This is a genomic window from Mesorhizobium sp. M0991 (assembly GCF_040318915.1).
Taxonomy (GTDB): Bacteria; Pseudomonadota; Alphaproteobacteria; order Rhizobiales; family Rhizobiaceae; genus Mesorhizobium.
In genome coordinates, this window is record NZ_JAMYNE010000032.1 from 1 (window position 1) to 25,104 (window position 25,104).

Here is a 25,104-nt window from a genome sequence, read left to right on the forward strand (position 1 = left end):
CCCCCTAAAAAAACACACTCTTGTGGGGGGCCTGGTTATTTTTTTTAAAACCCCCGTACCCCCCGCGGGGTTTTTTATAAAACTATTAAACGGGCCCCCGGGCCGTCGGGGGGGGCCCCCCTCTTGCTTGAGGCCTTTGGTTCACTTCACCACCGCCTCGACCCACACGACGATCCGCTGCGCGAGGAAAGCCGTGGTCGATGGCGACAGCGCGTCGCCGGCGATGACGTGGCGCCCCAGCGACCCGCAAACACGATCCGTCGCCCCGTCACCGATCCTATTCGACCGGTGGCTTGCGGTCGAAATTCAGTGGCCGCGCATTCCAGCGGGTGACCGTGCTGATCACCCATCGGCAGAACGGCCTCGGCAGCATCCTAAGCAGCTTCAGCGTCCAGCTCAGGCGGCGTGGGAAAGTGACTTCGAAGCCGCCGTATTCGATGCCTTGCGCGATGCGGCGCGAGGCCAGATTGACCGGCATCAATCCCGGCATCGGCAGGAAGTTCTTCTCAGTCAGCCGCGTGTCGACAAAGCCCGGATTAATCACCTGGATGCGGACGTTCATCTTGTCGAAATCGTATTTCAGCGACTCGGCCAGGATATTGACTGCCGCCTTGGTGCCGCCATAGGCGGCGGTGGTGGGCCAGCCGAAATAGGCGGTAACCGAACCGATCAGCACGACATGGCCGCGCGAGCGCACGCGCATGCGTTCGATGACAGGCACCAGGCCATTGATGATGCCGAAATAATTGACTTCGAAAGACCGACGGAAATTGCGCGCCACAAGATCCTCGCCCGGCGTTGCGATATAGCTTCCAGCGTTGAACACTGCCAACACGATCGGACCGAGATCTTTCTCGATCGCTGCAACCGTCTTCGCCATGCGTTTTTCGTCGGTCACGTCGCAAGGATAGGCTGCGACACGGCCCGCCATCTGCGCCGTTTCGACGATGAGCGTATCGATCGGATGGTCATCGGGCGCAGTCACCGCGACGACATAGCCCTGAGCGGCAAGATCCTTGGCCAGCGAACGGCCGATACCGCTGCTGCCGCCCGTAATCCAGGCGACGCCATGCTTCGGATTGGCCCGATAGAGTGTCATGTTGCGCCCCGCCGGCTCTTCTTAGCCTGTGCTCTAGCGGTGAAGAAATCGAATGAAAAGAGTGCTTTTCGGTACATGGTTGAAATGAATACCGGCCGGGCGCTCCTGGCTGCAGGAATTGCAGTGTGCGAAATGCGACTGGACCAGGCAAATTCTTGCCTTGAAACCGAAGCTTCGGGTTTCTAGGGTTTCGCCGCACCCACAAAGGAATCTCCATGCCCCGTTCTGTGATCGACGTGATCGGCAACACGCCCCTGATCCGCCTCAACAAGGCCTCGGAAGCAACCGGCTGCGAGATCCTGGGCAAGGCCGAATTCATGAATCCCGGGCAGTCGGTCAAGGACCGCGCCGGCCTGTTTATCATCCGCGATGCCGAGCAGCGCGGGCTGCTGCGGCCCGGCGGCGTCATCGTCGAGGGGACGGCCGGAAATACCGGCATCGGATTGACACTGGTTGCCAAGGCACTCGGCTACCGCACGGTAATCGTCATTCCCGACACCCAGACCCAGGAGAAGAAGGATACGATCAAACTGCTCGGCGCCGAGCTGATCGAAGTGCCCGCCGTGCCCTACAAGAACCCGAACAACTACGTGAAGCTGTCGGGCCGGCTGGCCGAGCAGATGGCGAAGACCGAGCCAAACGGCGCGATCTGGGCCAACCAGTTCGACAATGTCGCCAACCGTGACGGCCATATCCGCACCACGGCCGAAGAAATCTGGAACCAGACTGACGGCAAGGTGGATGGTTTCGTGTCGGCGGTCGGTTCCGGCGGCACTCTGGCAGGCGTCGGTTTCGGGCTGAAGGCAAAAAACAGCCAGGTCAAGATCGCGCTGGCCGATCCGCTGGGGGCAGCGCTCTATTCCTTCTACACCAGCGGCGAGCTGAAATCCGAGGGCAGTTCGATCACCGAAGGCATCGGGCAGGGGCGGATCACCGCCAACCTCCAAGGCTTTACACCCGATTTTGCCTTCCAGATCCCCGACGAGGACGCACTGCCGATCGTATTCGACCTGATCCAGGAGGAGGGGCTTTGCGTTGGCGGTTCGACGGGCATCAACATTGCCGGCGCCATTCGCCTGGCGCGCGAGCTAGGCCCCGGCCACACCATCGTGACCATGCTTTGCGACTACGGCACGCGCTACCAGTCGAAGCTGTTCAATCCTGAATTCCTGCGCGAAAAGAAGCTGCCGGTGCCGGGCTGGATGGAGCAACGGACCACGATTTCGGTACCGTTCGAAAGGGTTGCATGATGGCGCACAAGACCGAGGCGCTGTTTCGTGACGACGCCTATCTGGGGACGGCCGACGCCACCGTCGTCGCAGTAAACGATCGCGGCGGCATCATTCTGGACCGGACGGTGTTTTACGCCACATCGGGCGGGCAGCCGGGCGACACCGGCAGCCTCGAACGCGCCGACGGCACCGGCATAGCGATTGCCGCTACGATCACCGGCGAAACCAAGGACGAGATCATCCATGTGCCGGCGCCGGAGCAGACAGTTCCAAAGGTGGGCGAGCGCATGAGGCTCGCCATCGACTGGCCGCGGCGGCAGTTGCTGATGCGCATGCATTCTGCCTGCCACCTGCTTACCGTCGTCTGTCCGTTCCCGATCACCGGCGCCGCGGTTTCCGAGGACGACAGCCGTATCGATTTCGACATCCCGGACGCCGGCTTTACCAAGGAAGACGTGACGGCCAGACTGATGGAGCTGGTGCGAGCCGACCACCCGATCTTCACCCGGCTCATTTCCGACGAGGAACTGGCATCCAATCCGGGCTTGGTGAAATCCAAGAATGTGCGGCCCCCGGCTGGCACGGGAAAGATCCGATTGGTCTGCATCGGCGAGAACGCTTCGATCGACAGCCAGCCTTGCGGCGGCACCCATGTAAAGAGCACCAGCGAAATCGGCGAGATCCATATCGGCAAGATCGAGAAGAAGGGCCGCGAGAACCGGCGCTTCCGCATTCGCTTTGGTCCTATGCCGCCAGCCTGATATAGGACTGCGACAGGCGGGACAGGAGAGAAAGATGGCCGACGACAGTCCTTTCACCATCGATGCCGATTGGTTGCAGAAGCGGCTCGGCGAACCGGGCCTGACGATTGTCGACGCGTCCTGGTATCTGCCGGCGCAAAAGCGTGACGCGCGCGCCGAGTATGACGCAGCGCATATTCCAGGCGCCGGCTTCCTCGACCAGGATGCGGTTTCGGACCCCGACGCGGCTCTGCCGCACACGCTGCCGTCGCCGCAGCATTTCGCGCAATATGTCGGCGCGATGGGTATTTCGGCCGATGACACGATTGTTGTCTACGACGGGCCAGGGTTCTTTTCTGCACCGCGCGCCTGGTGGTTGTTTCGCGTCATGGGCGTGTTCCAGGTCTATATACTCGACGGCGGCTTCGATCGTTGGAAAGCCGCCGGACGGCCGGTGACGGCGGAGCCGACGAAGATCGCGCCTTGCGTGTTTTATGCCAACTTCGATGCCGCCCGCGTCGCCAGCCTTGCCGACATGCGCCGGATCGTCGAGACGAGGGAGAGCCAGATCGCCGACGCGCGCTCGCCTGGCCGTTTTGCCGGCACCGAGCCGGAGCCGCGCCCCGGCATCCGCTCCGGCCATATGCCGGGCGCGCACAACGTGCCGTTTTCGGCGCTTTCGGATAACGGCGAATTGTTGCCCAAGGACAGGCTGCGTAAAGTGATCGAGGACGCCGGCATCGACCTGTCGAAGCCGGTCGTCACCTCCTGCGGGTCGGGCGTCACCGCGGCAGCCGTCACGCTAGCTTTGGAGACGCTTGGCCATGCCGACAACAGGCTTTATGACGGTTCATGGACCGAATGGGGCGGGCTTTCCGACACGCCCGTCGTGACGGGCAAGGACTGACGGTGATGGAAGACGGATCGCTGGAAGACATCGACGTCACCGTGACGTTTCTCGAAATGCATGTGCCGCCTGCCTATTCGCCGCCGCTGCCGTACAACCGCCAGATCGCGCTGCTCAAGACCAAAGACATTCCCCTGCATTTCTACCGCTATTTGATGGATCGGGTCGGCCGCAAATGGCACTGGGTCAATGTGTTGAGGCTGAGCGACGAGGAGCTTGCGGCGGGCATCCACCGCGAGGACCGCGACATCAGGGTGCTTTATCTGGATGGTGCGCCGGCCGGCTTCTTCGACCTCAAGCCGCATTTGCCGGAGGAAGTGGAACTCGCTTATTTCGGAATGATGGAGCACGCGACCGGGCAAGGCATCGGTCGCTGGTTCCTCGGTGCGGCAATCGCCGCGGCATGGTCGCACGGGCCAAGGCGGGTGACGGTGCAGACCTGCACCCTCGATCACCCAGCAGCACTGCCGCTCTATCAAAAACTCGGCTTTACGCCAGTGGCGCAAAAAAAGGAGGTCGTACATCCGATGTCTTTTGCCGATCGCGCGGCCAGCGTCATGCGGCCCTGATTTTCAGGCCGGTTCATCCGAGCTTCAGCTTGTCTTTGCAACGTCCCAGGGTCTGGATCAACACTCAAAGGCGGACCCGACTTGAATGAGCTTGGCTCTTTCCATATCGCTATCGTCTAAAAACTGATGGTGATGGAGGATCGCATGATGGCAATACGCGTGGTAATGGCCGGCGCGACCGGCTGGGTCGGCAAGGCGCTGGTTCCGGCGATCGGGGCGCAAGGCGACATGGAGCTGGCCGGGGCTGTGTCACGCAGCGGCGCAGGGCAGGATTCCGGCCTGCTGGTTGGCATGCCGGCTAATGGTATCACCGTTTCGGCCTCGCTCGCCGAGGCGCTGGAGGCGCCGTCGGACGTGCTGGTCGACTTCACCAAGCCGCATGTCGTGAAAGACCATGTGCTGCTCGCCATCGACAAGGGACGGCACACGGTGATCGGCACGTCGGGACTGGGTGCTGCCGACTATGCCGACATCGACGCCGCGGCGCGCGCCAACGGCGTCGGCGTCGTTGCCGCTGGCAATTTTTCCATCACCGCCACTCTGATGAAGCGGTTTGCACTTATGGCGGCAAAATACGTGCCGGATGTCGAGGTCATCGATTATGCCAGTGCAAAGAAGCCCGACGCGCCCTCCGGTACCGCACGGGAGCTTGCTGAGGCGCTGGCCGACATCCGCAAGGCCTCAACGGCAAAGCCGGTCTCGGAGGTCTCTGGCGTGCCGGCCACACGCGGGGGTGCGGTCGGCGCAGGCGAGGGGGTGCAAGTGCACGCGCTTCGGCTGCCGTCCTACATCCTGTCCTGCGAGGCGCTGTTCGGTCTGCCAGACGAGCGGTTGACCATACGCCACGACGCCGGCTCTTCCGCGGCGCCTTACGTGGCGGGCACGCTGCTCGCCATCAGAAGGGTACAGCAGATCAAAGGTCTGGTTCGCGGTCTCGACGCGCTGATGGACTGATCCATTTCGGCAGGAATCGGGTGGGAAGCTCTGTCTTGCGAGCATAATTTCCGGTCGACGACACCGGAGATTTTGCCATGACGCTAAAATTCAAAGCCTTGCCAACCGATGCGGTCCGCGCACTTCAGCGCGGCGGGCCGGATGCTTATGGCCTGAAGCCAGAGCGGCAGATTTCAGACGGCGACGGCGTGCCTTGCCGTCATTGCTTGAAGAATGTTGCTGCGGAAGAAGCCTATCTTGTTCTGGCCTATCGGCCTTTTCCGGAGCTGCAGCCTTATGCCGAAACCGGGCCGATCTTCCTTCATGCTGAAGAATGCGAACGCGCTGCCGAGGTTAAGTTGCTTCCCGAAATGCTCGAAAGCAGCGATTACATCGTGCGCGGTTATGGCAAGGACGACCGCATCGTTTACGGCAGCGGCGGCGTCATTCCGACCGACGCCATTGCCGCACGGGCAGAGACGTTGTTCCAACGCGACGACATTGCTTACGTCCACATCCGCTCGGCGCGCAACAATTGCTATCAGTGCCGGATCGACCGCGCGTAACCGGACAGGTCGCACCGGCTTGGGGCTGTCGTACTCCCGTCGCATATCGGCGGTAGAAAGCGACAGTCGATCGATTTACCGACCGCGGATGAACCGGCGGGAATTTTCGACAACCGAGGAAGCGGGGCTTTGGCTCCGCTTTTTTGTTGTCCGGTTATTCCGCGCGCCCGACACTTTTCAGTTTTTCACATAAGAAAAAACCCGTCGGACGAAACCGACGGGCACTGGAGAGGCAGATTCGGACAGCTCAGGCCGCGAGAACGGCCTTCGGCTCGACCAGCTCGTAACCGAGCGCTTCGGCCACTGCGCGATTCGTGACCTTGCCCTTGTGGACGTTCAGCCCGTTGCGCAGATGGTGGTCGTCTACCAGCGCCTTGAGGCCCTTGTCGGCGAGCTGCAGGCCATAATGCAGCGTCGCATTGTTGAGCGCGTGGGCCGAGGTGACCGGCACCGCACCCGGCATGTTGGCGACGCAATAGTGGATGACGCCGTCGACCTCATAGGTCGGCTCGGCATGGGTGGTGGCGTGCGAGGTCTCGAAGCAGCCGCCCTGGTCGATGGCGACGTCGACCAGCACGGCGCCTTTCTTCATGCCCGACAGCATTTCGCGCGTCACCAGCTTGGGCGCTGCTGCCCCCGGGATCAGCACGGCGCCGACGACGATGTCAGCCGAAAAACACTCTTCCTCCAGCGCCTCGACGGTCGAGTAGCGGGTGTGGACGCGGCCGCCAAAGATATCATCGAGCTGACGCAGGCGCGGGAGCGAGCGGTCAATGATGGTGACGTCGGCGCCAAGGCCGGCAGCCATCCGTGCGGCATGCAGGCCGACGACGCCGCCGCCGAGCACAGTGACCTTGCCGGGCAGCACGCCGGGCACGCCGCCAAGCAGCACGCCGCGGCCGCCATTGGCCTTTTGCAGCGCCGTGGCGCCCGCCTGGATCGACAGGCGGCCGGCAACTTCCGACATCGGCGCCAAGAGCGGCAGGCCGCCGCGCTCGTCGGTGACGGTCTCGTATGCTATTGCGGTCACGCCAGAGGCCAGCAGGCCCTTGGTCTGCTCCGGATCCGGAGCAAGATGCAGATAGGTATAGAGGATCTGGCCGTCGCGGAGCTGAACCCATTCGTTGGGCTGCGGCTCCTTGACCTTCACGATCATGTCAGACTTGCCAAAAACGTCGGCGGCCGTCTTGGCGATCGTGGCGCCGGCGGCGCGATACGCGTTGTCATCGGCGCCGATGCCGGCGCCGGCGCCCGTCTCGATAAGCACTTCATGGCCATGCGCGACATATTCGCGGACCGAGCCGGGTGTCAGGCCGACGCGGTATTCATGGTTCTTGATTTCCCGGGGGCAACCGACGCGCATCTTTTTTCTCCTGATCCGGCCCTTTTAGGGCTGTTCCCTGTCTAGAGATAGTGAACCACGAATCGTTCGGTAAGTGTTTGCGAATGCGCTTGCCTGAGAGGTCACTCTTCGATAATCGTTGCGCAAAACATTGGAATTGTCGCAGGAACCCGCAAAAATGCCGCTCGACAGGATTGATATCGCCATTCTCGAGACGTTGCAGAAGGACGGGCGGATACCCAACGCAGCGCTCGCCGAGAAGGTTGGCCTATCGCAGTCGGCCTGTTCGCGGCGGCTGGACAATCTGGAGAAATCCGGAACCATCCGCGGCTATCACGCCCGGCTGTCCAACGCTGCACTTGGGCACCAGATGACGGCGATCGTGCATATATCGCTGTCCGGGCAGTTCGAGAAGACGTTGTCGGATTTCGAGGCGGCGATAAAGCGCTGCCCGAACGTCCTGTCCTGCCATCTGATGTCGGGTGAATATGATTACATCCTGCGCATAGCGGCTAAGGATCTCGTCGACTACGAACGCATCCACAAGGAGTGGCTGTCGGCAATGCCGCATGTGACGAAGATCAATTCGTCCTTTGCCTTGCGCGAAATCGTCGATCGCACAGCCGTGGGAATGAAGCCTGAGCTCGCCTAGGCCCCGAACTCGCCTAGGTGTTGAATGCCTCGGTCACCACACGGTCCATCGGAATGTCGTGCGGCTGTGGGTAGATGGTGACGATGCGCTGCAGATCGTAGCCGACGCCGATGACCAGCGGTTTGAAGGGCATCGCGGCAAGCGTGCGATCGAAGAAGCCGCCGCCATAACCCAGGCGAAACTGCCCGGGATCGATGCCGACGATCGGCGAAATGACGATGTCGGGCAGCACCGGATCGCCCTCGGCCGGTATCGGGATATTCCAGACGCCCTTCTCCAGCCGGTCTCCGTGGGTATAGGCGCGAAAGACAAGCGGCCGGTCTTTCTCGACGACGACGGGCAACGCCGTGCGACCCCCCCGCGCGTTAACGGTCTCCATCCACGGGCGCAGGTCCGGCTCGCCGCGAAACGGCCAGTAGAGGCTGACCATGCGGCCAGCGATGTCGCCGATCACCGCGTCTAGCCCTTCGGCAATGCGCTGCGACATAGCTGCGCGCGTGTCGGCTGAAACGGCAAGGCGGGATACGATCAACCGCTCGCGCTCGGCCTTGCGCCAGCGCCTTACATCGGTCCAGTCGGATAGCGGCGCTTGGAACTCCGGATCGAGCTCGTGCATAAAACAAGGCGGCGAGGCGTATTGCGCTGAGCTTTCGTCTTCATTCCTAGCCATGCTTCACCTGCAATATACTGTTCCAACCAAGTCATATCTGGGACGTAAGCTATATCCGGGAATGAGCCTGCAGCATGCGTATTCACGACATCAAGAGACGAGTCCCAAGCAGTTGCAGCGCAGGTATTGCTGCACTGCACAACGATACTTACATCAGCCTTGGCGAGAGGGATGAGTGAGATGAACATAGCCAACCATCACGTCGTCGTCGTAGGCGCCGGCTTCGGCGGCCTCGAGTTCACCCGCGCACTTGCCGGCGCGCCGGTGCGCATCACCATGATCGACAGGCGCAATCACCATCTGTTTCAGCCGCTGCTCTACCAGGTCGCGACGACGGCGCTGGCCACCTCCGAAGTGGCTTGGCCGATCCGCCATCTCCTGCGCAAGCGCAATGACGTGACGACGCTGCTCGCCACCGTGACCGGAATCGACCGCGACGGCAAGCGCGTGCTGCTGCAGGACGGCGGCACGGTCGCTTACGACACTCTGGTGCTGGCCACCGGCGCGCGGCACGCCTATTTCGGCCATGACGAATGGGAGCCGTTCGCCCCGGGCCTGAAGACTCTGGAGGACGCCACCACCATTCGACGGCGTATTCTTTTGGCTTTCGAGCAGGCCGAGCGGGAAACCGATCCCGCTAAGCGCCAGGCATTGCTGACGCTGGCGGTCGTCGGCGGCGGGCCGACCGGCGTGGAACTGGCCGGCACCATTGCCGAACTGGCGCACGACACGCTGCGCGGCGAGTTCCGCAACATCGACACGCGGCAGACGCGTGTGGTGCTGATTGAGGCCGGCGACCGCGTCCTCTCGAATTTCGCTCCCGAACTCTCCGATTATGCAATGAAGGCGCTCGGACGGCTCGGCGTGACCGTCGAACTCGGCAGGGCAGTTACACGCTGCGATGCCGAGGGTGTCGTCTTCGGCGACACACATTTGCCGGCCAGGACAATTCTTTGGGCGGCGGGCGTCGCCGCTTCGCCGGCCGCCGAATGGCTCGGCACGGCAGCGGACCGCGCAGGCAGGGTGCTTGTCGAGCCCGACCTGAGTGTGCCGGGAAACCCGGAGATTTTCGTCGTCGGTGACGCAGCGCACGTCCTGCGGCCGGATGGCCGGCTGGTGCCGGGCGTCGCGCCCGCCGCCAAGCAGCAGGGACGGCACGTCGCCGCAACGATCAAGGCAAGGCTTGCCGGTGACGCGACACCGCGCCCTTTCAGCTACAGGCATGACGGCGATCTGGCGACGATCGGCAAGCGCGCCGCGGTCATTGATTTCGGCTGGATCAAGCTCACCGGCCGGCTTGCCTGGTGGCTGTGGGGCTTGGCACATATTTACTTCCTGATCGGCTTTCGTAACCGGCTTGCGGTTTCCCTGAGTTGGCTATGGATCTACTTCACCGGTCAGCGCAGCGCGCGGCTGATCACCCAGGGCGACGACGATAAGGGCTGATTGTTCGCCGCCGGACACTCATCGGCGCGTCACCTCCTCTTGATGGAATCGGCTTCTGGACTCGGCTGGATTTCGGCGCGAAGCTTTGCTTCGGGCAGGACTTGTCACGTCGTGGAAGAAAGAGAAAACGAATGTCTCAATTGCGCCACCTCGTCTCACGCCGCGATTTCCTCGCCGGCGTCGCCGCCAGCGGAGCGCTGATCATGCTGCACCCGTTCTCCGCCCGGGCTCAAGCCAATCAGGCGCATCTGAGGATTATGGAGACGACCGACATCCACGTGAACGTGCTGCCTTACGATTACTACGCCGACAAAGCTAACGACACGATGGGGCTGTCGCGAACGGCATCATTGATTGAAGCCGTGCGCAAGGAAGCAACCAACGCGATGCTGATCGATAATGGCGACCTTCTGCAAGGCAACCCGATGGGCGACTACATCGCCTACGAGAGGGGGATGAAGGATGGCGATCTGCATCCGGTCATGAAGGTCATGAACCTGCTCGGCTACGAATGCTCGACGCTCGGCAACCACGAGTTCAACTACGGCCTGTCGTTCATGGACAAGGTGCTGGCCGGTGCCAATTTCCCGTTTGTCTGCGCGAACCTGATCCGCGGCACGGAGCTTGCCGCGAACCCGCGCGACGACAAGCTCTATCTCAAGCCTTACGTCATCCTCGACAGGAAGATCAAGGACGGATCGGGCGCCGAGCAACCGATCAGGATCGGCATCATCGGCTTCGTGCCGCCGCAGATCATGGTCTGGGATCTGAAAAATCTCGAAGGCAGCGTCAAGACGCGCGACATCGTCGAGGCGGCCAAGGCGTGGGTGCCGCAGATGAAGGAAGAAGGCGCCGACATCGTCATTGCGCTCTCCCATTCCGGCATCGACGTGAAGCAAAGCGACCTGATGGAGAATGCCTCCTTCTTCGTTGCCGGTGTCGAAGGTATCGATGCGGTGTTCACCGGCCACCAGCATCTGGTCTTCCCTGGCAAGAAGGACTTTCAGTCGCTGGAAGCTGTCGATACGGCGAAGGGCACGTTGCAAGGCAAGCCCGCCGTCATGGCCGGCTTCTGGGGCTCGCATATGGGGCTGATCGATCTGTTGCTGGAGCGCGACGGATCGACGTGGAAAATCGTCTCGGCGACCTCTGAGGCCAGGCCTATCTTTGAGCGGGTCGACAAGACGAACAAGCCGACGGTCGCTGACGACCAGCGCATCGTCGACGCGCTCAAACAGGACCACGAGGCGACGCTTGCCTATGTGCGCCGGCCGGTCGGCAAAACCTCTGCGCCGCTCTATTCCTATTTTGCGCTGGTCGCCGACGATCCGTCGGTGCAGATCGTCAGCCAGGCGCAGACCTGGTACTTGAAGGACATCCTGAAGAACACCGAGTGGAAGGATATGCCGCTGCTGTCGGCAGCGGCACCGTTCAAGGCGGGAGGGCGCAACGGCGCCGACTATTACACCGACGTGCCGGTGGGTGATATCGCCATCAAGAACGTCGCCGATCTCTACCTCTATCCAAACACGGTGCGCGCCGTCGAAATCACCGGAGCAGAAGTGAAGGAATGGCTGGAAATGTCGGCCGGCATCTTCAACCGGATCGAACCGGGCATAGCCGACCAGGCGCTCATCGACTCCGACTTCCCATCCTATAATTTCGACGTGATCGACGGCGTCACCTACAAGATCGATCTGTCGCAGCCACCGAAATATGATTCGAAGGGTGGGCTGGTGAATGCCGGCTCGAACCGCATCATTGACTTGATATTCGACGGCAAACCAATTGATCCCAAGCGGAAATTCGTCGTCGCCACCAACAACTACCGTGCCGGCGGCGGGGGCAATTTCCCGGAGGTCAATGCCTCGAAGATCATCTACGAAGCGCCCGACACCAACCGCGACGTGATCGTGCGCTACATTATCAGTAAAGGAACCATCAACCCGTCGGCGGACGCCAACTGGTCGTTTGCGCCACTACCGGGAACCAGCGTCATGTTCGAGACCGGCGCCAAGGCGAAGGAGTTTATTGCGCAGGTGAAGTCGCTGAAGATCGAGCCGGCGGGCGAGGGCGAAGCAGGCTTTGCAAAATACCGCGTCACTCTTTGAGGCGAGGATTTGAGCGTCGGCTCGAAACTGTCTCAGCGCTAAGATACTGTCCCGATACGGCCAATCCGTTTGAGACAGGTGTCTCTTCAAGCAGGTGGTGCGAAACGCCGCTTGACGGCAGGCATGACCAGATCCAGCGCGTCCATCGAAACCCCACCGGAATAATCGTCCGGCAGTTGGTCGATCGAGGCGGGGTCGTCGAGGCCTTGTGAAAACTCGCCACCGGAATAGGGACCGAGCAGGTAGACGCGGCTGCCGACGCTGTCCATACGGTCGAGAAAACGATCGGGCCAGCCCCACATCCACTTCGCGACGTTGACGGGAATGAGCAAAGTGCCCTGGCGGCAGGCATGCGGAATGTAGCCACTCCAGCCGAGCGCAGCGTAGCGAAGAATGCAGCGCGTCAGGGATGCGCGGCTCAGCGTGTGCATATCCGGCAACGCTGCCTTCACTGCTTCTATAGGCCTGTCACCGCCATAGACCGTCAGATTGGCGCGCTCGGCCGGCGTCAATGTGGCGAGCCAGGCGGCCAGCATCTCGCCTTCCTTGGGATCGTTGCTTTTGATGTTGATATTGAAGCGCCGGTTCGGGAAGCGCTGTAAGACTTCATCTAGCGACGGCATCATGCCGACACTCTTGCCGCGAAACGGTAAGGTCTTGCCGCCATCGGCAGTGTAGCCATAACCGATATCGAGCGTCTTCAATTCGGACATTGCATGGCTGCGCGTTTCACCCTTGCCGTCGGTGCGACAATCCAGCGTCCAATCGTGGAAGACGGCGAACTTGCCGTCCGTAGTGGGATGGACATCGAGTTCGAGCGCGTCCGCATCGAGCGCGAAGGCGGCTTCCATCGAGGGTATCGTGTTTTCGAGGAAGGAATGGCGCAGCGTCAGCATGCGAGCATGCCGTGCATGTTTCCGATCCGAGGTACGGTCGAAATCCTGAGCCAGGCCGCGATGGGCAAGCACCGAAGGGGTGCCGCCCGGCCGGCTCGACAGCAGCGAAGTGTTGTTGAGCCAGATGCCGCCTGCAGCGACAAGAATTGCAACGAGGGAGATTGTCCGTTTGCGCATGATATGATTCCTGAAGCGGTCGTCGAAACCGACAGGGGTTATCTTTCCAAGGCGCCCTGCAGCGGTAGCGCCATTCTGGCCAGCAGGCAGCGCGGCATACAGACCAAAGGCCGCTAAAATTCGGGGGAGGGTCTCAGCAGGGCCGGAATCGCTATGGTTGCAACCACCCATATGCGCTAGTTTTAGTCATGCGTTATGTCATCGTCATCACGACCGTCACCTTTTTCCTGATCTGGGACGGCATTTACAACCAAGGCCGCTACCTCGACAGGACGGTGAGGGAGGTGACCCGCATCGTGCACTATGTAACCAGCATGGTGTAGTTTCTCTTCGTTGCCACGGTTCGCCGACGCGACAAACCTGCCGATTGACGGCACGCTCCCGCTGACACAAAAGAACGCCGGTCCAACGGTCGAGGAGGCTGGGTTGATCCGGCATATCGTTTTCTTCAGCGCACGGCATAAAGCGGATGTCGAGGCAGTGCGCACGGGTCTCCTGGCGCTTGGCAAGATACCTCATTCGCGTCATTTCGAGGTAACGCTCAACACCAAGGTCGACCCGCTCTCGGATGAGATTGATGTGGTCGTCTACGCCGAGTTCGAGGACGAAGCGGCGCTCGCCGCCTACAAGGCGCATCCGCTCTATGCAGAGACGACCAGCCGGGTCAAACCGCTGCGCGAATTGCGTTATTCGGCCGACATCGTTGCAAGTTGACGAGCTGCTGTCCCCTGCGCCCTGATGTGGTCTTGCCGCTGAGTCGCCGGCTAAGCCCTTGAACCATTTTCAGGAATGAGGCACACCGCGCGGGACATGACCGAGAACACCCCCGCAAGCCCTCATCCGCTCGATCACCTGGTGCTGCCGACCGCGAGCCTCGATGTTGCACGGGCGCGCTTGACCTTGCTCGGCTTTACCGTTGCGCCGACAGGTATCCACTCTTTCGGAACGGAAAACTGCTGTGTCTTCCTCCCCGACGGCACCTATCTCGAGCCGCTCGCGGTCGCCGACAGACAGGCCGTGGCAACGGCGATCGCGAACCGCAATGTCTTTGTCGCGCGTGATCGCACTTATCGCGAAGAAAACGGCGATGAAGGATTTTCTGCCGTGGCGCTGGGCACCGAAAGCGCCGCCGCGGACCACGCGCGCTACATGGAAGCCGGATTGTCGGCGGGAGACATGCTCAGCTTTTCGCGCGCCTTCACCGATGCGGCGGGAAAGAGCGACACCGCATCGTTCAAACTGGCCTTCGCGGCTACAGGCAAGGCAACGGACGCTTTTCTCTTCGCCTGCGAGCGGATCAATGCGCCGAACGTCGACCGCACTGCGTTGCAGGCTCACGCCAATGGCGCAACCGGCATTGTCGAAATCGTGGCAGTCAGTGGCGAACCCTTCGAACAACGCAATGTGATTTCGATCGCAGCCGGGATCAAGGCGCAGGGCGGCACTGTCTATGAGCTGCCGAATGCCGTCGTGACCGTTCTGGATCCTGCAGCCTATTCGGCACGCTTCGGCATTCCTGCCGGCGTGCCATCTGAACTCCGCTTTGCTGGGATCGTCTTTTCGATTTGGCACGGCGATGCCGTCGCCAAGCTGCTTGCAGCCAATTCCGTCGAACACCACATGCGCGGCGGTGATATCATCGTGCCGCCGGCGCCAGGCCAGGGCTCAGCCTTCATCTTCCGGGAGATCGCATGAACAAGCTCAATCCACTGATGCCAAATTCCTCCGTTGCGATCGGCAAGGTCATTTTCGGCAACGGTGCGCCCCTGTCGCTAATCGCCGGTCCATGCCAGCTGGAATCGCGGCAGCACGCTTTCGACATGGCCGGTGCGCTAAAGGAATTGACCGAAAGGCTCGGCATTGGGCTCGTCTACAAGACCAGCTACGACAAGGCCAATCGCACGTCTCTTGGCGGCACGCGCGGTGCGGGACTTGAAGCGGCAATGCCGATCTTCGACGACTTGCGCAAGAATTTTTCGCTGCCGATCCTGACCGACGTCCACACTGAGGAACAATGCGCGATCGTCGCTCCGCATGCCGATATCCTGCAGATTCCTGCCTTCCTTAGCCGGCAGACCGATTTGCTGATTGCTGCTGCAAGAACCGGCAAGGTGGTCAATGTGAAGAAGGGCCAATTCCTCGCGCCGTGGGACATGAAGAACGTCGTCGCCAAGATTATCGGCTCCGGCAACGCCAATGTCTTGGTCACCGAGCGCGGCGCATCCTTTGGCTACAACACCCTGGTGTCCGACATGCGGGCGCTGCCGATCATGGCCGAGATCGGCGCGCCGGTGATTTTCGATGCCACCCATTCCGTGCAGCAGCCGGGTGGGCAGGGCGGTTCGTCTGGAGGCGACCGGCGCTTTGTCGAGACGCTGGCGCGCGCGGCCGTCGCGGTTGGCGTCGCCGGCGTCTTCATCGAGACGCACCAGGACCCCGACAACGCGCCTTCCGACGGTCCCAACATGGTGCCGCTAAAGGATCTTCCCGCATTGCTTGAACGGCTGATGGCGTTCGATCGCATCGCCAAAAGCGTGGGTTGAACCAGCAGTTGCGCCACAGCAGCGCCGCCAAGAAAACTTTGAAGAATTTCGAACCCGCCTGGAACCTTAGCCCGCGGCCCTCATTGTCAAAATCTAATGTCAACGACGACGAGGAGCACACCATGACGACCCAGACGGGACACACCGAAGCCATCGCCGCTTCGCGGGTTATCGGCACATCGGTCTACAATACGGAAGGCACTCATATCGGCGACATCGAGGACGTCATGCTCGACAAATTGTCGAACGGAATCATGTTTGCCGTGATCGGTTTTGGCGGATTTCTCGGCATCGGCGAAAAATACCACGCCATTCCGTGGGCGAGCCTTGACTATGACGAGAACAAGGGCGGCTATGTCGTGCCGTTCACCAAAGACCAGCTGATGGCCGCTCCTTCCTATTCGATCAACGAGCTGACCGGCGCCGACGGCGAGGCCGCGCGTGACGCCTCATACAACTACTACAAGGTCGAGCCTTACTGGCACTGACTAAGTCTCCTGGAATCAAAAAAAGGCCCCCGGAAATCGGGGGCCTTTCGATGTGGGTGGCGGGGTGCTACTGCGCAATCTGCAGGGCCGGCAAAGGCGACGATCCCTGCGGGGGTTGCTGATTGTCGCACGACGTCAGGAACGCAGCCGCAATCAGGAACAAACTCACAATACCGCTCAACTGGGACATGGCGAAACTCCTCCTGTTTCGCCCCGCGCGACAACAGCCATAGACCAGAAACCGGCATGCGGCGCATGACAAATGATGACAGCGCTTTGTGCTTCGTGAATCCCAAGAGCGGCAATGGGCGCGGGGCAATATTTGCAACTGCCCCGATTGCGTTTTGCGGCGCTTTGGCTAAGAGGTGCGCGACGCTTCAATCGATCAATCGGGGACATCGCAATGACGGCCATCATCGACATTGTCGGGCGTGAAATCCTGGACAGCCGCGGAAATCCGACCGTCGAGGTCGACGTCGTGCTCGAAGACGGCTCGATGGGTCGCGCCGCGGTGCCGTCCGGCGCCTCGACCGGCGCGCATGAGGCAGTCGAACTGCGCGATGGCGGCCCCCGCTATCTCGGCAAGGGCGTGCTGACAGCGGTCGAGGCGGTGAACGGCGAGCTGTTCGAGGCGATCGGCGGCATGGAGGCAGAGAATCAGATCCATATCGACCAGACCATGATCGAGCTCGATGGTACGGCCAACAAGAGCCGGCTCGGCGCCAATGCCATCCTCGGCGTGTCGCTGGCGGTGGCCAAGGCCGCGGCCGAAGCGGCCGGCCTACCGCTCTACCGTTATGTCGGCGGTACCAAGGCCCATGTGCTGCCGGTGCCTATGATGAACATCATCAATGGCGGCGCGCATGCCGACAACCCGATCGATTTCCAGGAATTCATGATCCTGCCGATCGGCGCGCCGACACTGCGCGACGGCGTGCGCTGGGGCTCGGAGATCTTTCATACGCTGCGAAAGAAGCTGAAGGACGCCGGCCACAACACCAATGTCGGCGACGAGGGCGGCTTTGCCCCCAACCTGAAGAGCGCGCCGGCCGCGCTCGACTTCATCATGGAATCGATCGAGCAGGCTGGCTTCAAGCCTGGCGAGGAGGTTGCACTAGGCCTCGACTGCGCGGCGACCGAATTCTTCAAGGATGGCAACTACGTCTATGAAGGCGAGAGGAAAACCCGCGACCCGAAGGCGCAGGCCAAATATCTGGCCAAACTCGCTGCCGACTACCCGATCATCACCATTGAGGACGGCCTGGCCGAGGATGACTGGGACGGTTGGAAAATGCTGACTGATCTCATCGGCAAGCAAACGCAGCTGGTTGGTGACGATCTGTTCGTCACCAACACGGCGCGGCTGCGCGACGGCATCCGCATGGGTGTCGCCAATTCGATTCTGGTCAAGGTCAACCAGATCGGCTCGCTTACCGAAACGCTCGACGCCGTCGAGACCGCGCACAAGGCCGGCTATACCGCGGTGATGTCGCACCGCTCGGGCGAGACCGAGGATTCGACCATCGCCGACCTCGCCGTTGCCACCAATTGCGGGCAGATCAAGACGGGCTCGCTGTCACGCTCGGATCGCATGGCCAAGTACAACCAGCTCATCCGCATCGAAGAGGAGCTCGGCAAGCAGGCGCGATATGCCGGCAAGTCGATCGTGAAAAGCTGATTTTCGAGAGAAAATCCGTGGCGGCGAGGGCGGGGACATTCCCGCCCTTTTTTGCTTCCTGGCTCCGAATCCAGCAATCCGTAACCGTCCATTAAGCACAATCGGGCGACAAAGGCGGCGTAGAGGATTCGGACCATGTGGACACGCCAGCATAAGCAAAGAAACACCGGCCGGCTGATCATCCCCTCGCTCTGCGTGGTGTTCCTGACTTATTTCGGCTTCCATGCCTATCATGGCGAGTTCGGCATCTATTCCAAGTATCAGCTCGAAGCTGAGACTGCCGAATTGCAGGGCAGGCTCGATGCCGTCAAGGCGCGCCGGATCGATCTAGAGCGCCGCGTTCAGCTGATGCATGAGGGCACGCTGGAGAAGGACATGCTGGACGAGCAGGCGCGCAAGGCGCTTAATCTGTCACACGCCGACGAGATCACCATCATGCTGCCGGCCGCAAGGTAACCTGATTTCAGTTAATCAGCGATATTTGCAATGATTTTAATTGCTTAGATGCATGACAGCCATGCGTTTTCGGCATGGCGAAAGCCTTCCCTGCATGTTAGCCTGCCTCAAATCGGTGGGAGAACTGATCTCCCTCGCTGTCCGCCAAGAGACGCCAACAGGGAGTGATGCATGGCCACCGCCACCAGAAAAGCGCCTGCCAAATCCAAATCAGACGGCAAAACGCCGGGCCTTTCCACCCCAAAGCCTGTTGAATTCACCAAGGACCAGGAGCTTGCCGCCTACCGGCACATGCTGCTCATCCGCCGCTTCGAGGAAAAGGCCGGCCAGCTTTACGGCATGGGCTTCATCGGCGGTTTCTGCCACCTCTACATCGGCCAGGAAGCGGTCGTTACCGGCATGAAGATGGCGCTGATCGATGGCGACCAGATGATCACCGCCTATCGCGACCATGGTCATATGCTGGCCATGGAGTTGTCGCCGCGCGGCGTCATGGCCGAACTGACCGGGCGCCGTAGCGGCCTGTCCAGAGGCAAGGGCGGCTCGATGCACATGTTCTCCAAGGAGAAGCATTTTTACGGCGGCCACGGCATCGTCGGCGCGCAAGTGTCGCTCGGCACCGGCATTGCCTTCGCCAACCGCTATCGCGGCAACAACAATGTGACGCTGACCTATTTCGGCGATGGCGCCGCGAACCAGGGCCAGGTCTACGAAAGCTTCAACATGGCCTCGCTGTGGAAGCTTCCGGTGATCTACATCATCGAGAACAACCGCTACGCCATGGGCACCTCGGTCTCGCGCTCGTCGGCCGAAACGGATTTTTCGCACCGCGGCGCCTCCTTCAAGATTCCAGGCATCCAGGTCGACGGCATGGATGTGCGCGCCGTAAAGGCAGCCGGCGACCTCGCCGCCGAATGGTGCCGCGCCGGCAACGGGCCGCTCATTCTCGAAATGCAGACCTATCGTTACCGCGGCCATTCGATGTCGGATCCGGCAAAATACCGCTCCAAGGAAGAAGTGCAGAAAATGCGCTCCGAACGTGACCCGATCGAGCAGGTCAAAGCGCGGCTGCTCGACAAAAAATGGGCAAGCGAGGACGAGCTCAAGGCCATCGACAAGGAAGTCCGCGACGTCGTCGCCGACGCCGCAGAATTTGCCCAGAACGACGCAGAGCCGGATCCGTCCGAGCTCTGGACCGATATCGTACTTTAACGAGAGGGCAAGGACATGCCGATCGAAATTCTCATGCCCGCCCTCTCGCCGACCATGGAAGAGGGTAATGTTTCCAAGTGGTTGAAGAAAGAGGGCGACAAGGTCGCGGCCGGTGACGCCATTGCCGAGATCGAGACCGACAAGGCAACGATGGAAGTCGAAGCCGTGGACGACGGCACGCTTGCCAAGATCGTGGTTCCTGCCGGCACTGAGGGTGTCAAGGTCAACACACTGATCGCTGTGCTGGCCGTCGATGGCGAAGACATCGACGAGGCAGGCGAAGGCATCGGCGAGGAGGCTGTTGAGGCGCAAGCAGCAGCGCCCGCTGCCGCTCCGGCCCCCGCGGCTGCGCCGACCAAGAGCGAAGCGGCAGCACCTGTTGCCGCCGCGCCCAAGCTGGAAATTGCCGCCGATCCGGACATCCCGGCCGGCACCGAAATGATCTCGACCACGGTGCGTGAAGCATTGCGCGACGCAATGGCTGAGGAAATGCGCCGCGACGGCGATGTCTTTGTCATGGGCGAGGAGGTTGCCGAGTACCAGGGCGCCTACAAGATCACGCAAGGCCTGTTGCAGGAATTCGGTCCGCGGCGCGTGGTCGACACGCCAATCACCGAGCACGGCTTTGCCGGCGTTGGTGTTGGCGCGGCGATGGCCGGCTTGAAGCCGATCGTCGAATTCATGACCTTCAACTTCGCCATGCAGGCGATCGACCAGATCATCAATTCGGCCGCCAAGACGCTCTATATGTCCGGCGGCCAGATGGGCGCCCCGATCGTCTTTCGCGGCCCGAACGGCGCGGCTGCCCGCGTCGCCGCGCAGCATTCGCAATGCTATGCCGCCTGGTACAGCCATATTCCCGGCCTGAAGGTGGTGATGCCTTATACCGCCGCCGACGCCAAGGGTCTGCTTAAGGCGGCGATCCGCGACCCGAACCCGGTCATCTTCCTCGAAAACGAAATCCTTTACGGCCACTCCTTCGACGTGCCGAAGATGGATGATTTCGTGTTGCCGATCGGCAAGGCGCGCATTCACAAATCCGGCAAGGACGTGACCATCGTCTCGTTCGGCATCGGCATGACCTACGCGATCAAGGCCGAGGCGGAGTTGCGCGGCATGGGCATCGACGCCGAGATCATCGACTTGCGCACCATCCGCCCGCTCGACTTCGACACGATCATCGCCTCGGTCAAAAAGACCAATCGCCTGGTGGTGGTCGAGGAAGGCTTTCCGCAGAACTCGGTCGGCGACCATATCGCCAATCAGGTTTCGCAGCGCGCCTTCGATTTCCTCGACGCACCGGTCATCACCATTGCCGGCAAGGACGTGCCGATGCCCTATGCGGCGAACCTCGAAAAGCTGGCGCTGCCCAATGTCGGCGAGGTCGTCGAGGCGGTCAAAGCCGTCACGTATCGCTGAGCAGGGTGGGAGGACAAAATGCCAATCAACATCACCATGCCGGCGCTTTCGCCTACGATGGAAGAAGGCAACCTTTCCAAGTGGCTCGTCAAGGAAGGCGACAAGGTTTCGCCGGGCGACGTGATTGCCGAGATCGAGACCGACAAGGCAACGATGGAAGTCGAAGCCGTCGACGAAGGTACGGTTGCCAAGCTGGTGGTTCCGGCCGGCACTGAAGGCGTCAAGGTCAATGCGCTGATCGCGGTGCTGGCGGCCGAGGGGGAGGATGCGGCGGCCGCCGCGAAAAGCGGTGACGGTGCTGCGCCGGCAAAGGCTGAGGCTCCGAAAGCGGACGCCTCCAAAGCTGAAACACCAAAGCCCGAAGCGCCGAAGCAGGAGCCTGCTTTACCTAAGGCGGAAGCGGCGCCGGTCGCCAACGGCCATGCAAACGGTGAGCGCATCTTCGCCTCGCCGCTGGCCCGGCGCATTGCCAGCGAAGCCGGTATAGATGTCGCGGCGCTGACCGGCTCCGGCCCCCACGGCCGCGTGGTAAAGGCCGATGTCGATGCCGCAATTTCCAGTGGCGGCGCCAAGACGGCACCAGCAGCAAAAGCGGCGCCCGCCGGCGCTCCGGCATCTGCGGCCACGGCACCCAAGGCGATGTCGGACGAGCAGGTGCTCAAACTATTTGCCGAAGGCTCCTACGAGCTTGTCCCGCACGACAATATGCGCAAGACCATCGCGCGCCGGCTGGTCGAGGCCAAGACCACCATTCCGCATTTCTATCTGACGCTCGACTGCGAGCTCGACGCACTTCTGGCGCTGCGCACGCAGATCAATGCGGCCGCCCCGGTGAAGAAGACTGAGAAAGGCGAAACGCCGGCCTACAAGCTTTCCGTCAATGACATGGTCATCAAGGCTCTGGCCCTGGCGCTGATGGCGGTGCCGGATGCCAATGCGTCGTGGACAGAAAACGCCATGGTCAAGCACAAGCACGCCGATGTCGGCGTTGCCGTGTCGATCCCCGGCGGCCTGATCACCCCGATCATCCGGCGTGCCGACGAAAAGACGCTGTCCGTCATCTCCAACGAGATGAAGGACCTTGCCGGCCGCGCCCGCAGCCGCAAGCTGAAACCGGAAGAATATCAGGGCGGCACCACGGCGGTGTCCAATCTCGGCATGTTCGGCGTCAAGGATTTTTCTGCCGTCATCAACCCGCCGCATGCGACGATCCTGGCGGTTGGCGCCGGCGAGCAACGCGCAGTGGTGAAGAACGGCGAGATCAAGATCGCGACAATCATGTCGGTAACGCTGTCGACCGATCACCGCGCAGTCGACGGTGCGCTCGGCGCCGAGCTGCTCGTCGCCTTCAAGCGTATGATCGAAAATCCAATGGGCATGCTGGTCTAAGAGAAGGGGACAGGGCGGTGCGGAAATTCTTCACCAGCCTTTTTGCCTTCTTCCTTTCCGGTTTGGCCGGCGGATTGGTGGTGCAGTGGCTCGCCGTCGCCACCAATGCCGACGTGGAGTACATCCTTGTATTTATGATCTCGGCTCTCGTCACCATCTTCGCGACGCTCGCATTCTTCATCGCACAATTCATGTCGGATCCACGACGGGCAACAAAACTGACGGCGATCATAGGGGTAGCATTTTTTGTGCTCATTGGAGTTGCTCTGATCGGCTGGACTTTCTCCCAGCCGCCGGGCAACCGCCAGTGGTCGAGCGATCTTCCTATCGTCGCCGGTCTCGTCCTGCCGGGCATCGCTACGGTTCTGGTCCAGTGGCTTTTTGTGCGCTGGCGATTGGGGCGCTCGCAACCAGGTTTCGGCGGGGCAGCCACATGAAGACGGTCCTCTGCTACGGCGATTCGCTTACCTGGGGCTATGACGCGGCAAACCTCGGCCGGCATCCGCTGGAAGATCGCTGGCCGAGCGTGATGCAGGCGGCATTGGGCAGCGGCGTCGAGGTCATCGCCGAAGGCCTGAATGGCCGAACCACCGCCTTCGACGATCACTTGGCCGGGGCGGACCGCAATGGCGCAAGGCTGTTGCCAACAATCCTGACGACGCATGCGCCGATCGATTTGATCATCATCATGCTCGGCGCCAACGATATGAAGCCGTGGATTCACGGCAATCCGGTCGCGGCCAAGCAAGGCATGCAACGCCTGATCGATATCGTGCTCGGCCACGATTACCCGTTCGATTGGCCGGCGCCGCAGATCCTGATCGTCGCACCGCCCGTAGTCAGCCGCACGGAGAATGCCGAATTCAAGGAAATGTTCGCCGGCGGCGATGAGGCCTCGCTGCGATTGGCGGCGCAGTATTCCGCCCTTGCCGACGAAGCCGGCTGCGGCTTCTTCGATGCCGGCTCGGTGGCCAAAACGACGCCGCTCGACGGCGTCCATCTCGACGCGGAAAATACGCGGAACATCGGGCACGCGCTGGCGCCGCTCGTGCGCCTCATGCTGGAATTGTGAAGGAGAAAGCCGTGGCTGAGAACTACGACGTCATCATCATCGGCTCCGGCCCCGGCGGCTATGTCACGGCCGTGCGCTCCGCTCAGCTCGGCTTCAAGACGGCGATCGTCGAGCGCGAGCACCTTGGCGGCATCTGCCTCAACTGGGGCTGCATTCCGACCAAGGCGCTGCTGCGCTCGGCCGAGATCATGCACTATTCGGATCATCTGAAGGACTACGGCCTGAAGATCGATGGCAAGATCAGCGTCGACACAGCCGCCGTCGTCGATCGCTCGCGAAAGGTCTCGCTGCGGCTCAACGGCGGCGTCGGCTTCCTGATGAAGAAGAACAAGGTCGACGTCATCTGGGGCGAAGCCAAACTGACGAAACCCGGCGAAATCGTCGTGTCGAAATCGTCGAAGAAGCCGATGGAGCCGCAGCCGCCGGCGCCCAAGGGTGTCAAGGGCGAGGGCACCTACAGCGCCAAGCACATCATCCTGGCGACCGGCGCCAGGCCGCGGGCGCTGCCCGGCATCGAGCCGGACGGCAAGCTGATCTGGACCTATTTCGAGGCGATGGTGCCAAAAGAGATGCCGAAATCGCTGCTGGTGATGGGCTCTGGCGCCATCGGCATCGAGTTCGCCTCTTTCTACCGCACCATGGGCGCGGAGGTGACGGTGGTCGAACTGCTGCCGGCAGTGATGCCGGTCGAGGACGCCGAAGTCTCGAAATTCGCGCAAAAGCAGTTCGAAAAGCAAGGCATGAAGATCATCCTAGAAGCCAAGGTGACCAAGGTCGAGAAGGGCACTAACTCGGTCACCGCGCATGTCGAGATGAAGGACGGCAAGGTCGAGAAGATCACCGCCGATCGGATGATCTCGGCCGTCGGCGTACAGGGCAATATCGAGAATCTCGGCCTCGAGACGCTCGGCGTGAAGACGGAACGCGGTTGCGTCGTCGTCGACGGCTACGGCAAGACCAACGTGCCCGGCATCTATGCCATCGGTGACGTCGCCGGACCGCCGATGCTCGCCCACAAGGCCGAGCACGAGGGCGTGGTGTGCGTGGAAAAGATCGCCAATTTCCCCGGCGTGCATGCCACCGACAAGCTGAAGATCCCGGGCTGCACCTATTGCAATCCGCAAGTCGCCTCGGTCGGACTGACGGAAGCCAAAGCGAAAGCCGACGGCAAGGACATCCGCGTCGGCCGCTTCCAGTTCGCGGCAAACGGCAAGGCGATTGCGCTCGGCGAGGACCAAGGCTTCGTCAAGACCATTTTCGACAAGAAGACCGGCCAGTTGCTGGGTGCCCACATGGTTGGCGCAGAAGTAACCGAACTGATCCAGGGCTTCGTCGTGGCGATGAACCTGGAGACCACCGAGGAAGAGCTGATGCACACGATCTTCCCGCACCCGACGCTGTCGGAGATGATGAAGGAGAGTGTACTCGACGCCTATGGTCGCGCGCTGAATGCATGATAAATTAGTTGGGCGAGTCTCACACGAAAGACACAAAGGAACTCGACGGC

27 protein-coding genes and 1 pseudogene are annotated in these 25,104 nt (G+C 61.4%); 22 read left to right on the forward strand and 6 right to left on the reverse strand.

All coding sequences use genetic code 11. The features are described from left to right. Window positions 1-141: 141 nt before the first annotated feature. Both NKH70_RS35875 and NKH70_RS29635 read right to left on the reverse strand, forming a co-directional pair. Window positions 142-246 (reverse strand): annotated as a pseudogene (locus NKH70_RS35875) (alpha/beta hydrolase); the annotation flags it as partial. 31 nt (window positions 247-277) lie between these two features. Beyond that, complete coding sequence (locus NKH70_RS29635) at window positions 278-1,099, reverse strand: SDR family oxidoreductase (RefSeq protein ID WP_352719522.1); 822 nt, start codon at window positions 1,097-1,099, stop codon at window positions 278-280. Window positions 1,100-1,314: 215 nt separating this feature from the next. Here NKH70_RS29635 and NKH70_RS29640 point away from each other — a divergent pair, with 215 nt between their 5' ends. From NKH70_RS29640 to NKH70_RS29665, 6 genes are all read left to right on the forward strand, one after another. Continuing rightward, on the forward strand, window positions 1,315-2,349 hold the full coding sequence (locus NKH70_RS29640; RefSeq protein WP_353026849.1) for a cysteine synthase A: 1,035 nt from the start codon (window positions 1,315-1,317) through the stop codon (window positions 2,347-2,349). Beyond that, window positions 2,349-3,092, forward strand: a complete 744-nt coding sequence (locus tag NKH70_RS29645) for an alanyl-tRNA editing protein (protein WP_352517128.1) — start codon at window positions 2,349-2,351, stop codon at window positions 3,090-3,092. The genes NKH70_RS29640 and NKH70_RS29645 overlap by 1 nt, the downstream gene beginning before the upstream one ends. A gap of 34 nt (window positions 3,093-3,126) precedes the next feature. Continuing rightward, on the forward strand, window positions 3,127-3,978 hold the full coding sequence (gene sseA / locus NKH70_RS29650) for a 3-mercaptopyruvate sulfurtransferase (protein WP_352719520.1): 852 nt from the start codon (window positions 3,127-3,129) through the stop codon (window positions 3,976-3,978). A gap of 5 nt (window positions 3,979-3,983) precedes the next feature. Further along, entirely contained in the window at window positions 3,984-4,547 is a 564-nt protein-coding gene (locus NKH70_RS29655; protein WP_352719518.1) for a GNAT family N-acetyltransferase, read from the forward strand. Between the two features lie 147 nt (window positions 4,548-4,694). Beyond that, complete coding sequence (gene dapB / locus NKH70_RS29660; RefSeq protein ID WP_352719532.1) at window positions 4,695-5,501, forward strand: 4-hydroxy-tetrahydrodipicolinate reductase; 807 nt, start codon at window positions 4,695-4,697, stop codon at window positions 5,499-5,501. 77 nt (window positions 5,502-5,578) lie between these two features. Beyond that, window positions 5,579-6,046, forward strand: coding sequence for a DUF1203 domain-containing protein (locus NKH70_RS29665; protein WP_352719516.1), 468 nt, complete (start codon window positions 5,579-5,581; stop codon window positions 6,044-6,046). A gap of 247 nt (window positions 6,047-6,293) precedes the next feature. On the opposite strand, the gene ald is transcribed toward NKH70_RS29665, so the two are convergent. Continuing rightward, the gene (gene ald, locus NKH70_RS29670) at window positions 6,294-7,409 is read right to left on the reverse strand and encodes an alanine dehydrogenase (RefSeq protein ID WP_352914676.1); all 1,116 of its coding nucleotides are present in this window, start codon (window positions 7,407-7,409) and stop codon (window positions 6,294-6,296) included. Window positions 7,410-7,566: 157 nt separating this feature from the next. Between ald and NKH70_RS29675 the strand changes: the two genes are divergently transcribed. Next, window positions 7,567-8,040 carry an Lrp/AsnC family transcriptional regulator gene (locus NKH70_RS29675; protein ID WP_023675099.1) on the forward strand — a complete coding sequence of 158 codons (474 nt, stop codon included), beginning with the start codon at window positions 7,567-7,569 and terminating at the stop codon, window positions 8,038-8,040. A gap of 13 nt (window positions 8,041-8,053) precedes the next feature. Here NKH70_RS29675 and NKH70_RS29680 read toward each other — a convergent pair whose 3' ends face one another. Continuing rightward, window positions 8,054-8,710 (reverse strand): 5-formyltetrahydrofolate cyclo-ligase, encoded by a 657-nt coding sequence (locus NKH70_RS29680; protein ID WP_352719514.1) that lies wholly within the window; start codon window positions 8,708-8,710, stop codon window positions 8,054-8,056. 180 nt (window positions 8,711-8,890) lie between these two features. Here NKH70_RS29680 and NKH70_RS29685 point away from each other — a divergent pair, with 180 nt between their 5' ends. Together NKH70_RS29685 and NKH70_RS29690 are read left to right on the forward strand one after the other, a co-directional pair. Continuing rightward, complete coding sequence (locus tag NKH70_RS29685; protein WP_352719530.1) at window positions 8,891-10,156, forward strand: NAD(P)/FAD-dependent oxidoreductase; 1,266 nt, start codon at window positions 8,891-8,893, stop codon at window positions 10,154-10,156. A 131-nt stretch (window positions 10,157-10,287) separates the two neighbouring features. Further along, window positions 10,288-12,267, forward strand: coding sequence for a bifunctional 2',3'-cyclic-nucleotide 2'-phosphodiesterase/3'-nucleotidase (locus tag NKH70_RS29690; RefSeq protein ID WP_352914678.1), 1,980 nt, complete (start codon window positions 10,288-10,290; stop codon window positions 12,265-12,267). A gap of 86 nt (window positions 12,268-12,353) precedes the next feature. Here the strand turns inward: NKH70_RS29690 and NKH70_RS29695 are convergent, their stop codons facing one another. Continuing rightward, on the reverse strand, window positions 12,354-13,343 hold the full coding sequence (locus tag NKH70_RS29695; RefSeq protein WP_502908423.1) for a glycerophosphodiester phosphodiesterase family protein: 990 nt from the start codon (window positions 13,341-13,343) through the stop codon (window positions 12,354-12,356). A gap of 185 nt (window positions 13,344-13,528) precedes the next feature. Between NKH70_RS29695 and NKH70_RS29700 the strand changes: the two genes are divergently transcribed. The 5 genes from NKH70_RS29700 to NKH70_RS29720 all read left to right on the forward strand — a co-directional run bounded on the left by NKH70_RS29700 (window position 13,529) and on the right by NKH70_RS29720 (window position 16,371). Beyond that, window positions 13,529-13,663 carry a hypothetical protein gene (locus NKH70_RS29700; protein ID WP_292655342.1) on the forward strand — a complete coding sequence of 45 codons (135 nt, stop codon included), beginning with the start codon at window positions 13,529-13,531 and terminating at the stop codon, window positions 13,661-13,663. 103 nt (window positions 13,664-13,766) lie between these two features. Next, window positions 13,767-14,054 carry a Dabb family protein gene (locus tag NKH70_RS29705; protein WP_254817185.1) on the forward strand — a complete coding sequence of 96 codons (288 nt, stop codon included), beginning with the start codon at window positions 13,767-13,769 and terminating at the stop codon, window positions 14,052-14,054. Between the two features lie 96 nt (window positions 14,055-14,150). Next, window positions 14,151-15,035: a VOC family protein gene (locus NKH70_RS29710; protein ID WP_352719509.1), complete on the forward strand. Its 885-nt coding sequence runs from the start codon at window positions 14,151-14,153 to the stop codon at window positions 15,033-15,035. Further along, a complete protein-coding gene (gene kdsA / locus NKH70_RS29715) occupies window positions 15,032-15,883 on the forward strand; it encodes a 3-deoxy-8-phosphooctulonate synthase (protein WP_352719508.1) in 852 nt (283 codons plus the stop codon). Before NKH70_RS29710 ends, kdsA begins: the two co-directional genes overlap by 4 nt. A gap of 122 nt (window positions 15,884-16,005) precedes the next feature. Continuing rightward, complete coding sequence (locus NKH70_RS29720; protein WP_023675091.1) at window positions 16,006-16,371, forward strand: PRC-barrel domain-containing protein; 366 nt, start codon at window positions 16,006-16,008, stop codon at window positions 16,369-16,371. Between the two features lie 67 nt (window positions 16,372-16,438). Here the strand turns inward: NKH70_RS29720 and NKH70_RS29725 are convergent, their stop codons facing one another. Beyond that, window positions 16,439-16,561, reverse strand: coding sequence for a hypothetical protein (locus NKH70_RS29725; RefSeq protein ID WP_084642452.1), 123 nt, complete (start codon window positions 16,559-16,561; stop codon window positions 16,439-16,441). Window positions 16,562-16,774: 213 nt separating this feature from the next. On the opposite strand from NKH70_RS29725, the gene eno reads away from it, so the two are divergent. The 8 genes from eno (at window position 16,775) to lpdA (ending at window position 25,054) form a co-directional block, all read left to right on the forward strand. Continuing rightward, entirely contained in the window at window positions 16,775-18,049 is a 1,275-nt protein-coding gene (gene eno, locus NKH70_RS29730) for a phosphopyruvate hydratase (RefSeq protein WP_352719507.1), read from the forward strand. A gap of 135 nt (window positions 18,050-18,184) precedes the next feature. Continuing rightward, the gene (locus NKH70_RS29735; RefSeq protein WP_352719506.1) at window positions 18,185-18,505 is read left to right on the forward strand and encodes an FtsB family cell division protein; all 321 of its coding nucleotides are present in this window, start codon (window positions 18,185-18,187) and stop codon (window positions 18,503-18,505) included. Between the two features lie 171 nt (window positions 18,506-18,676). Continuing rightward, complete coding sequence (pdhA, locus tag NKH70_RS29740) at window positions 18,677-19,717, forward strand: pyruvate dehydrogenase (acetyl-transferring) E1 component subunit alpha (protein ID WP_352507419.1); 1,041 nt, start codon at window positions 18,677-18,679, stop codon at window positions 19,715-19,717. Between the two features lie 15 nt (window positions 19,718-19,732). Beyond that, window positions 19,733-21,136, forward strand: coding sequence for a pyruvate dehydrogenase complex E1 component subunit beta (locus NKH70_RS29745; protein ID WP_352466155.1), 1,404 nt, complete (start codon window positions 19,733-19,735; stop codon window positions 21,134-21,136). 18 nt (window positions 21,137-21,154) lie between these two features. Beyond that, a complete protein-coding gene (locus NKH70_RS29750; RefSeq protein WP_352466156.1) occupies window positions 21,155-22,525 on the forward strand; it encodes a pyruvate dehydrogenase complex dihydrolipoamide acetyltransferase in 1,371 nt (456 codons plus the stop codon). Window positions 22,526-22,542: 17 nt separating this feature from the next. Then, complete coding sequence (locus NKH70_RS29755) at window positions 22,543-22,962, forward strand: hypothetical protein (protein ID WP_352719505.1); 420 nt, start codon at window positions 22,543-22,545, stop codon at window positions 22,960-22,962. Next, a complete protein-coding gene (locus NKH70_RS29760) occupies window positions 22,959-23,597 on the forward strand; it encodes an SGNH/GDSL hydrolase family protein (protein ID WP_352914683.1) in 639 nt (212 codons plus the stop codon). Before NKH70_RS29755 ends, NKH70_RS29760 begins: the two co-directional genes overlap by 4 nt. Before the next feature lie 11 nt (window positions 23,598-23,608). Continuing rightward, a complete protein-coding gene (lpdA, locus tag NKH70_RS29765) occupies window positions 23,609-25,054 on the forward strand; it encodes a dihydrolipoyl dehydrogenase (RefSeq protein WP_352719503.1) in 1,446 nt (481 codons plus the stop codon). The last annotated feature ends 50 nt before the right edge of the window (window positions 25,055-25,104 follow it).

Excerpts from the sequence above, each read along its gene's own strand:
- NKH70_RS29635 (WP_352719522.1), bottom strand. The coding sequence starts at position 1,099 with ATGACACTCTATCGGGCCAATCCGAAGCATGGCGTCGCCTGGATTACG.
- NKH70_RS29640 (WP_353026849.1), top strand. The coding sequence starts at position 1,315 with ATGCCCCGTTCTGTGATCGACGTGATCGGCAACACGCCCCTGATCCGC.
- NKH70_RS29645 (WP_352517128.1), top strand. The coding sequence starts at position 2,349 with ATGGCGCACAAGACCGAGGCGCTGTTTCGTGACGACGCCTATCTGGGG.
- sseA (WP_352719520.1), top strand. The coding sequence starts at position 3,127 with ATGGCCGACGACAGTCCTTTCACCATCGATGCCGATTGGTTGCAGAAG.
- NKH70_RS29655 (WP_352719518.1), top strand. The coding sequence starts at position 3,984 with ATGGAAGACGGATCGCTGGAAGACATCGACGTCACCGTGACGTTTCTC.
- dapB (WP_352719532.1), top strand. The coding sequence starts at position 4,695 with ATGGCAATACGCGTGGTAATGGCCGGCGCGACCGGCTGGGTCGGCAAG.
- NKH70_RS29665 (WP_352719516.1), top strand. The coding sequence starts at position 5,579 with ATGACGCTAAAATTCAAAGCCTTGCCAACCGATGCGGTCCGCGCACTT.
- ald (WP_352914676.1), bottom strand. The coding sequence starts at position 7,409 with ATGCGCGTCGGTTGCCCCCGGGAAATCAAGAACCATGAATACCGCGTC.
- NKH70_RS29675 (WP_023675099.1), top strand. The coding sequence starts at position 7,567 with ATGCCGCTCGACAGGATTGATATCGCCATTCTCGAGACGTTGCAGAAG.
- NKH70_RS29680 (WP_352719514.1), bottom strand. The coding sequence starts at position 8,710 with ATGGCTAGGAATGAAGACGAAAGCTCAGCGCAATACGCCTCGCCGCCT.
- NKH70_RS29685 (WP_352719530.1), top strand. The coding sequence starts at position 8,891 with ATGAACATAGCCAACCATCACGTCGTCGTCGTAGGCGCCGGCTTCGGC.
- NKH70_RS29690 (WP_352914678.1), top strand. The coding sequence starts at position 10,288 with ATGTCTCAATTGCGCCACCTCGTCTCACGCCGCGATTTCCTCGCCGGC.
- NKH70_RS29700 (WP_292655342.1), top strand. The coding sequence starts at position 13,529 with ATGCGTTATGTCATCGTCATCACGACCGTCACCTTTTTCCTGATCTGG.
- NKH70_RS29710 (WP_352719509.1), top strand. The coding sequence starts at position 14,151 with ATGACCGAGAACACCCCCGCAAGCCCTCATCCGCTCGATCACCTGGTG.
- kdsA (WP_352719508.1), top strand. The coding sequence starts at position 15,032 with ATGAACAAGCTCAATCCACTGATGCCAAATTCCTCCGTTGCGATCGGC.
- NKH70_RS29720 (WP_023675091.1), top strand. The coding sequence starts at position 16,006 with ATGACGACCCAGACGGGACACACCGAAGCCATCGCCGCTTCGCGGGTT.
- NKH70_RS29725 (WP_084642452.1), bottom strand. The coding sequence starts at position 16,561 with ATGTCCCAGTTGAGCGGTATTGTGAGTTTGTTCCTGATTGCGGCTGCG.
- eno (WP_352719507.1), top strand. The coding sequence starts at position 16,775 with ATGACGGCCATCATCGACATTGTCGGGCGTGAAATCCTGGACAGCCGC.
- NKH70_RS29735 (WP_352719506.1), top strand. The coding sequence starts at position 18,185 with ATGTGGACACGCCAGCATAAGCAAAGAAACACCGGCCGGCTGATCATC.
- pdhA (WP_352507419.1), top strand. The coding sequence starts at position 18,677 with ATGGCCACCGCCACCAGAAAAGCGCCTGCCAAATCCAAATCAGACGGC.
- NKH70_RS29745 (WP_352466155.1), top strand. The coding sequence starts at position 19,733 with ATGCCGATCGAAATTCTCATGCCCGCCCTCTCGCCGACCATGGAAGAG.
- NKH70_RS29750 (WP_352466156.1), top strand. The coding sequence starts at position 21,155 with ATGCCAATCAACATCACCATGCCGGCGCTTTCGCCTACGATGGAAGAA.
- NKH70_RS29760 (WP_352914683.1), top strand. The coding sequence starts at position 22,959 with ATGAAGACGGTCCTCTGCTACGGCGATTCGCTTACCTGGGGCTATGAC.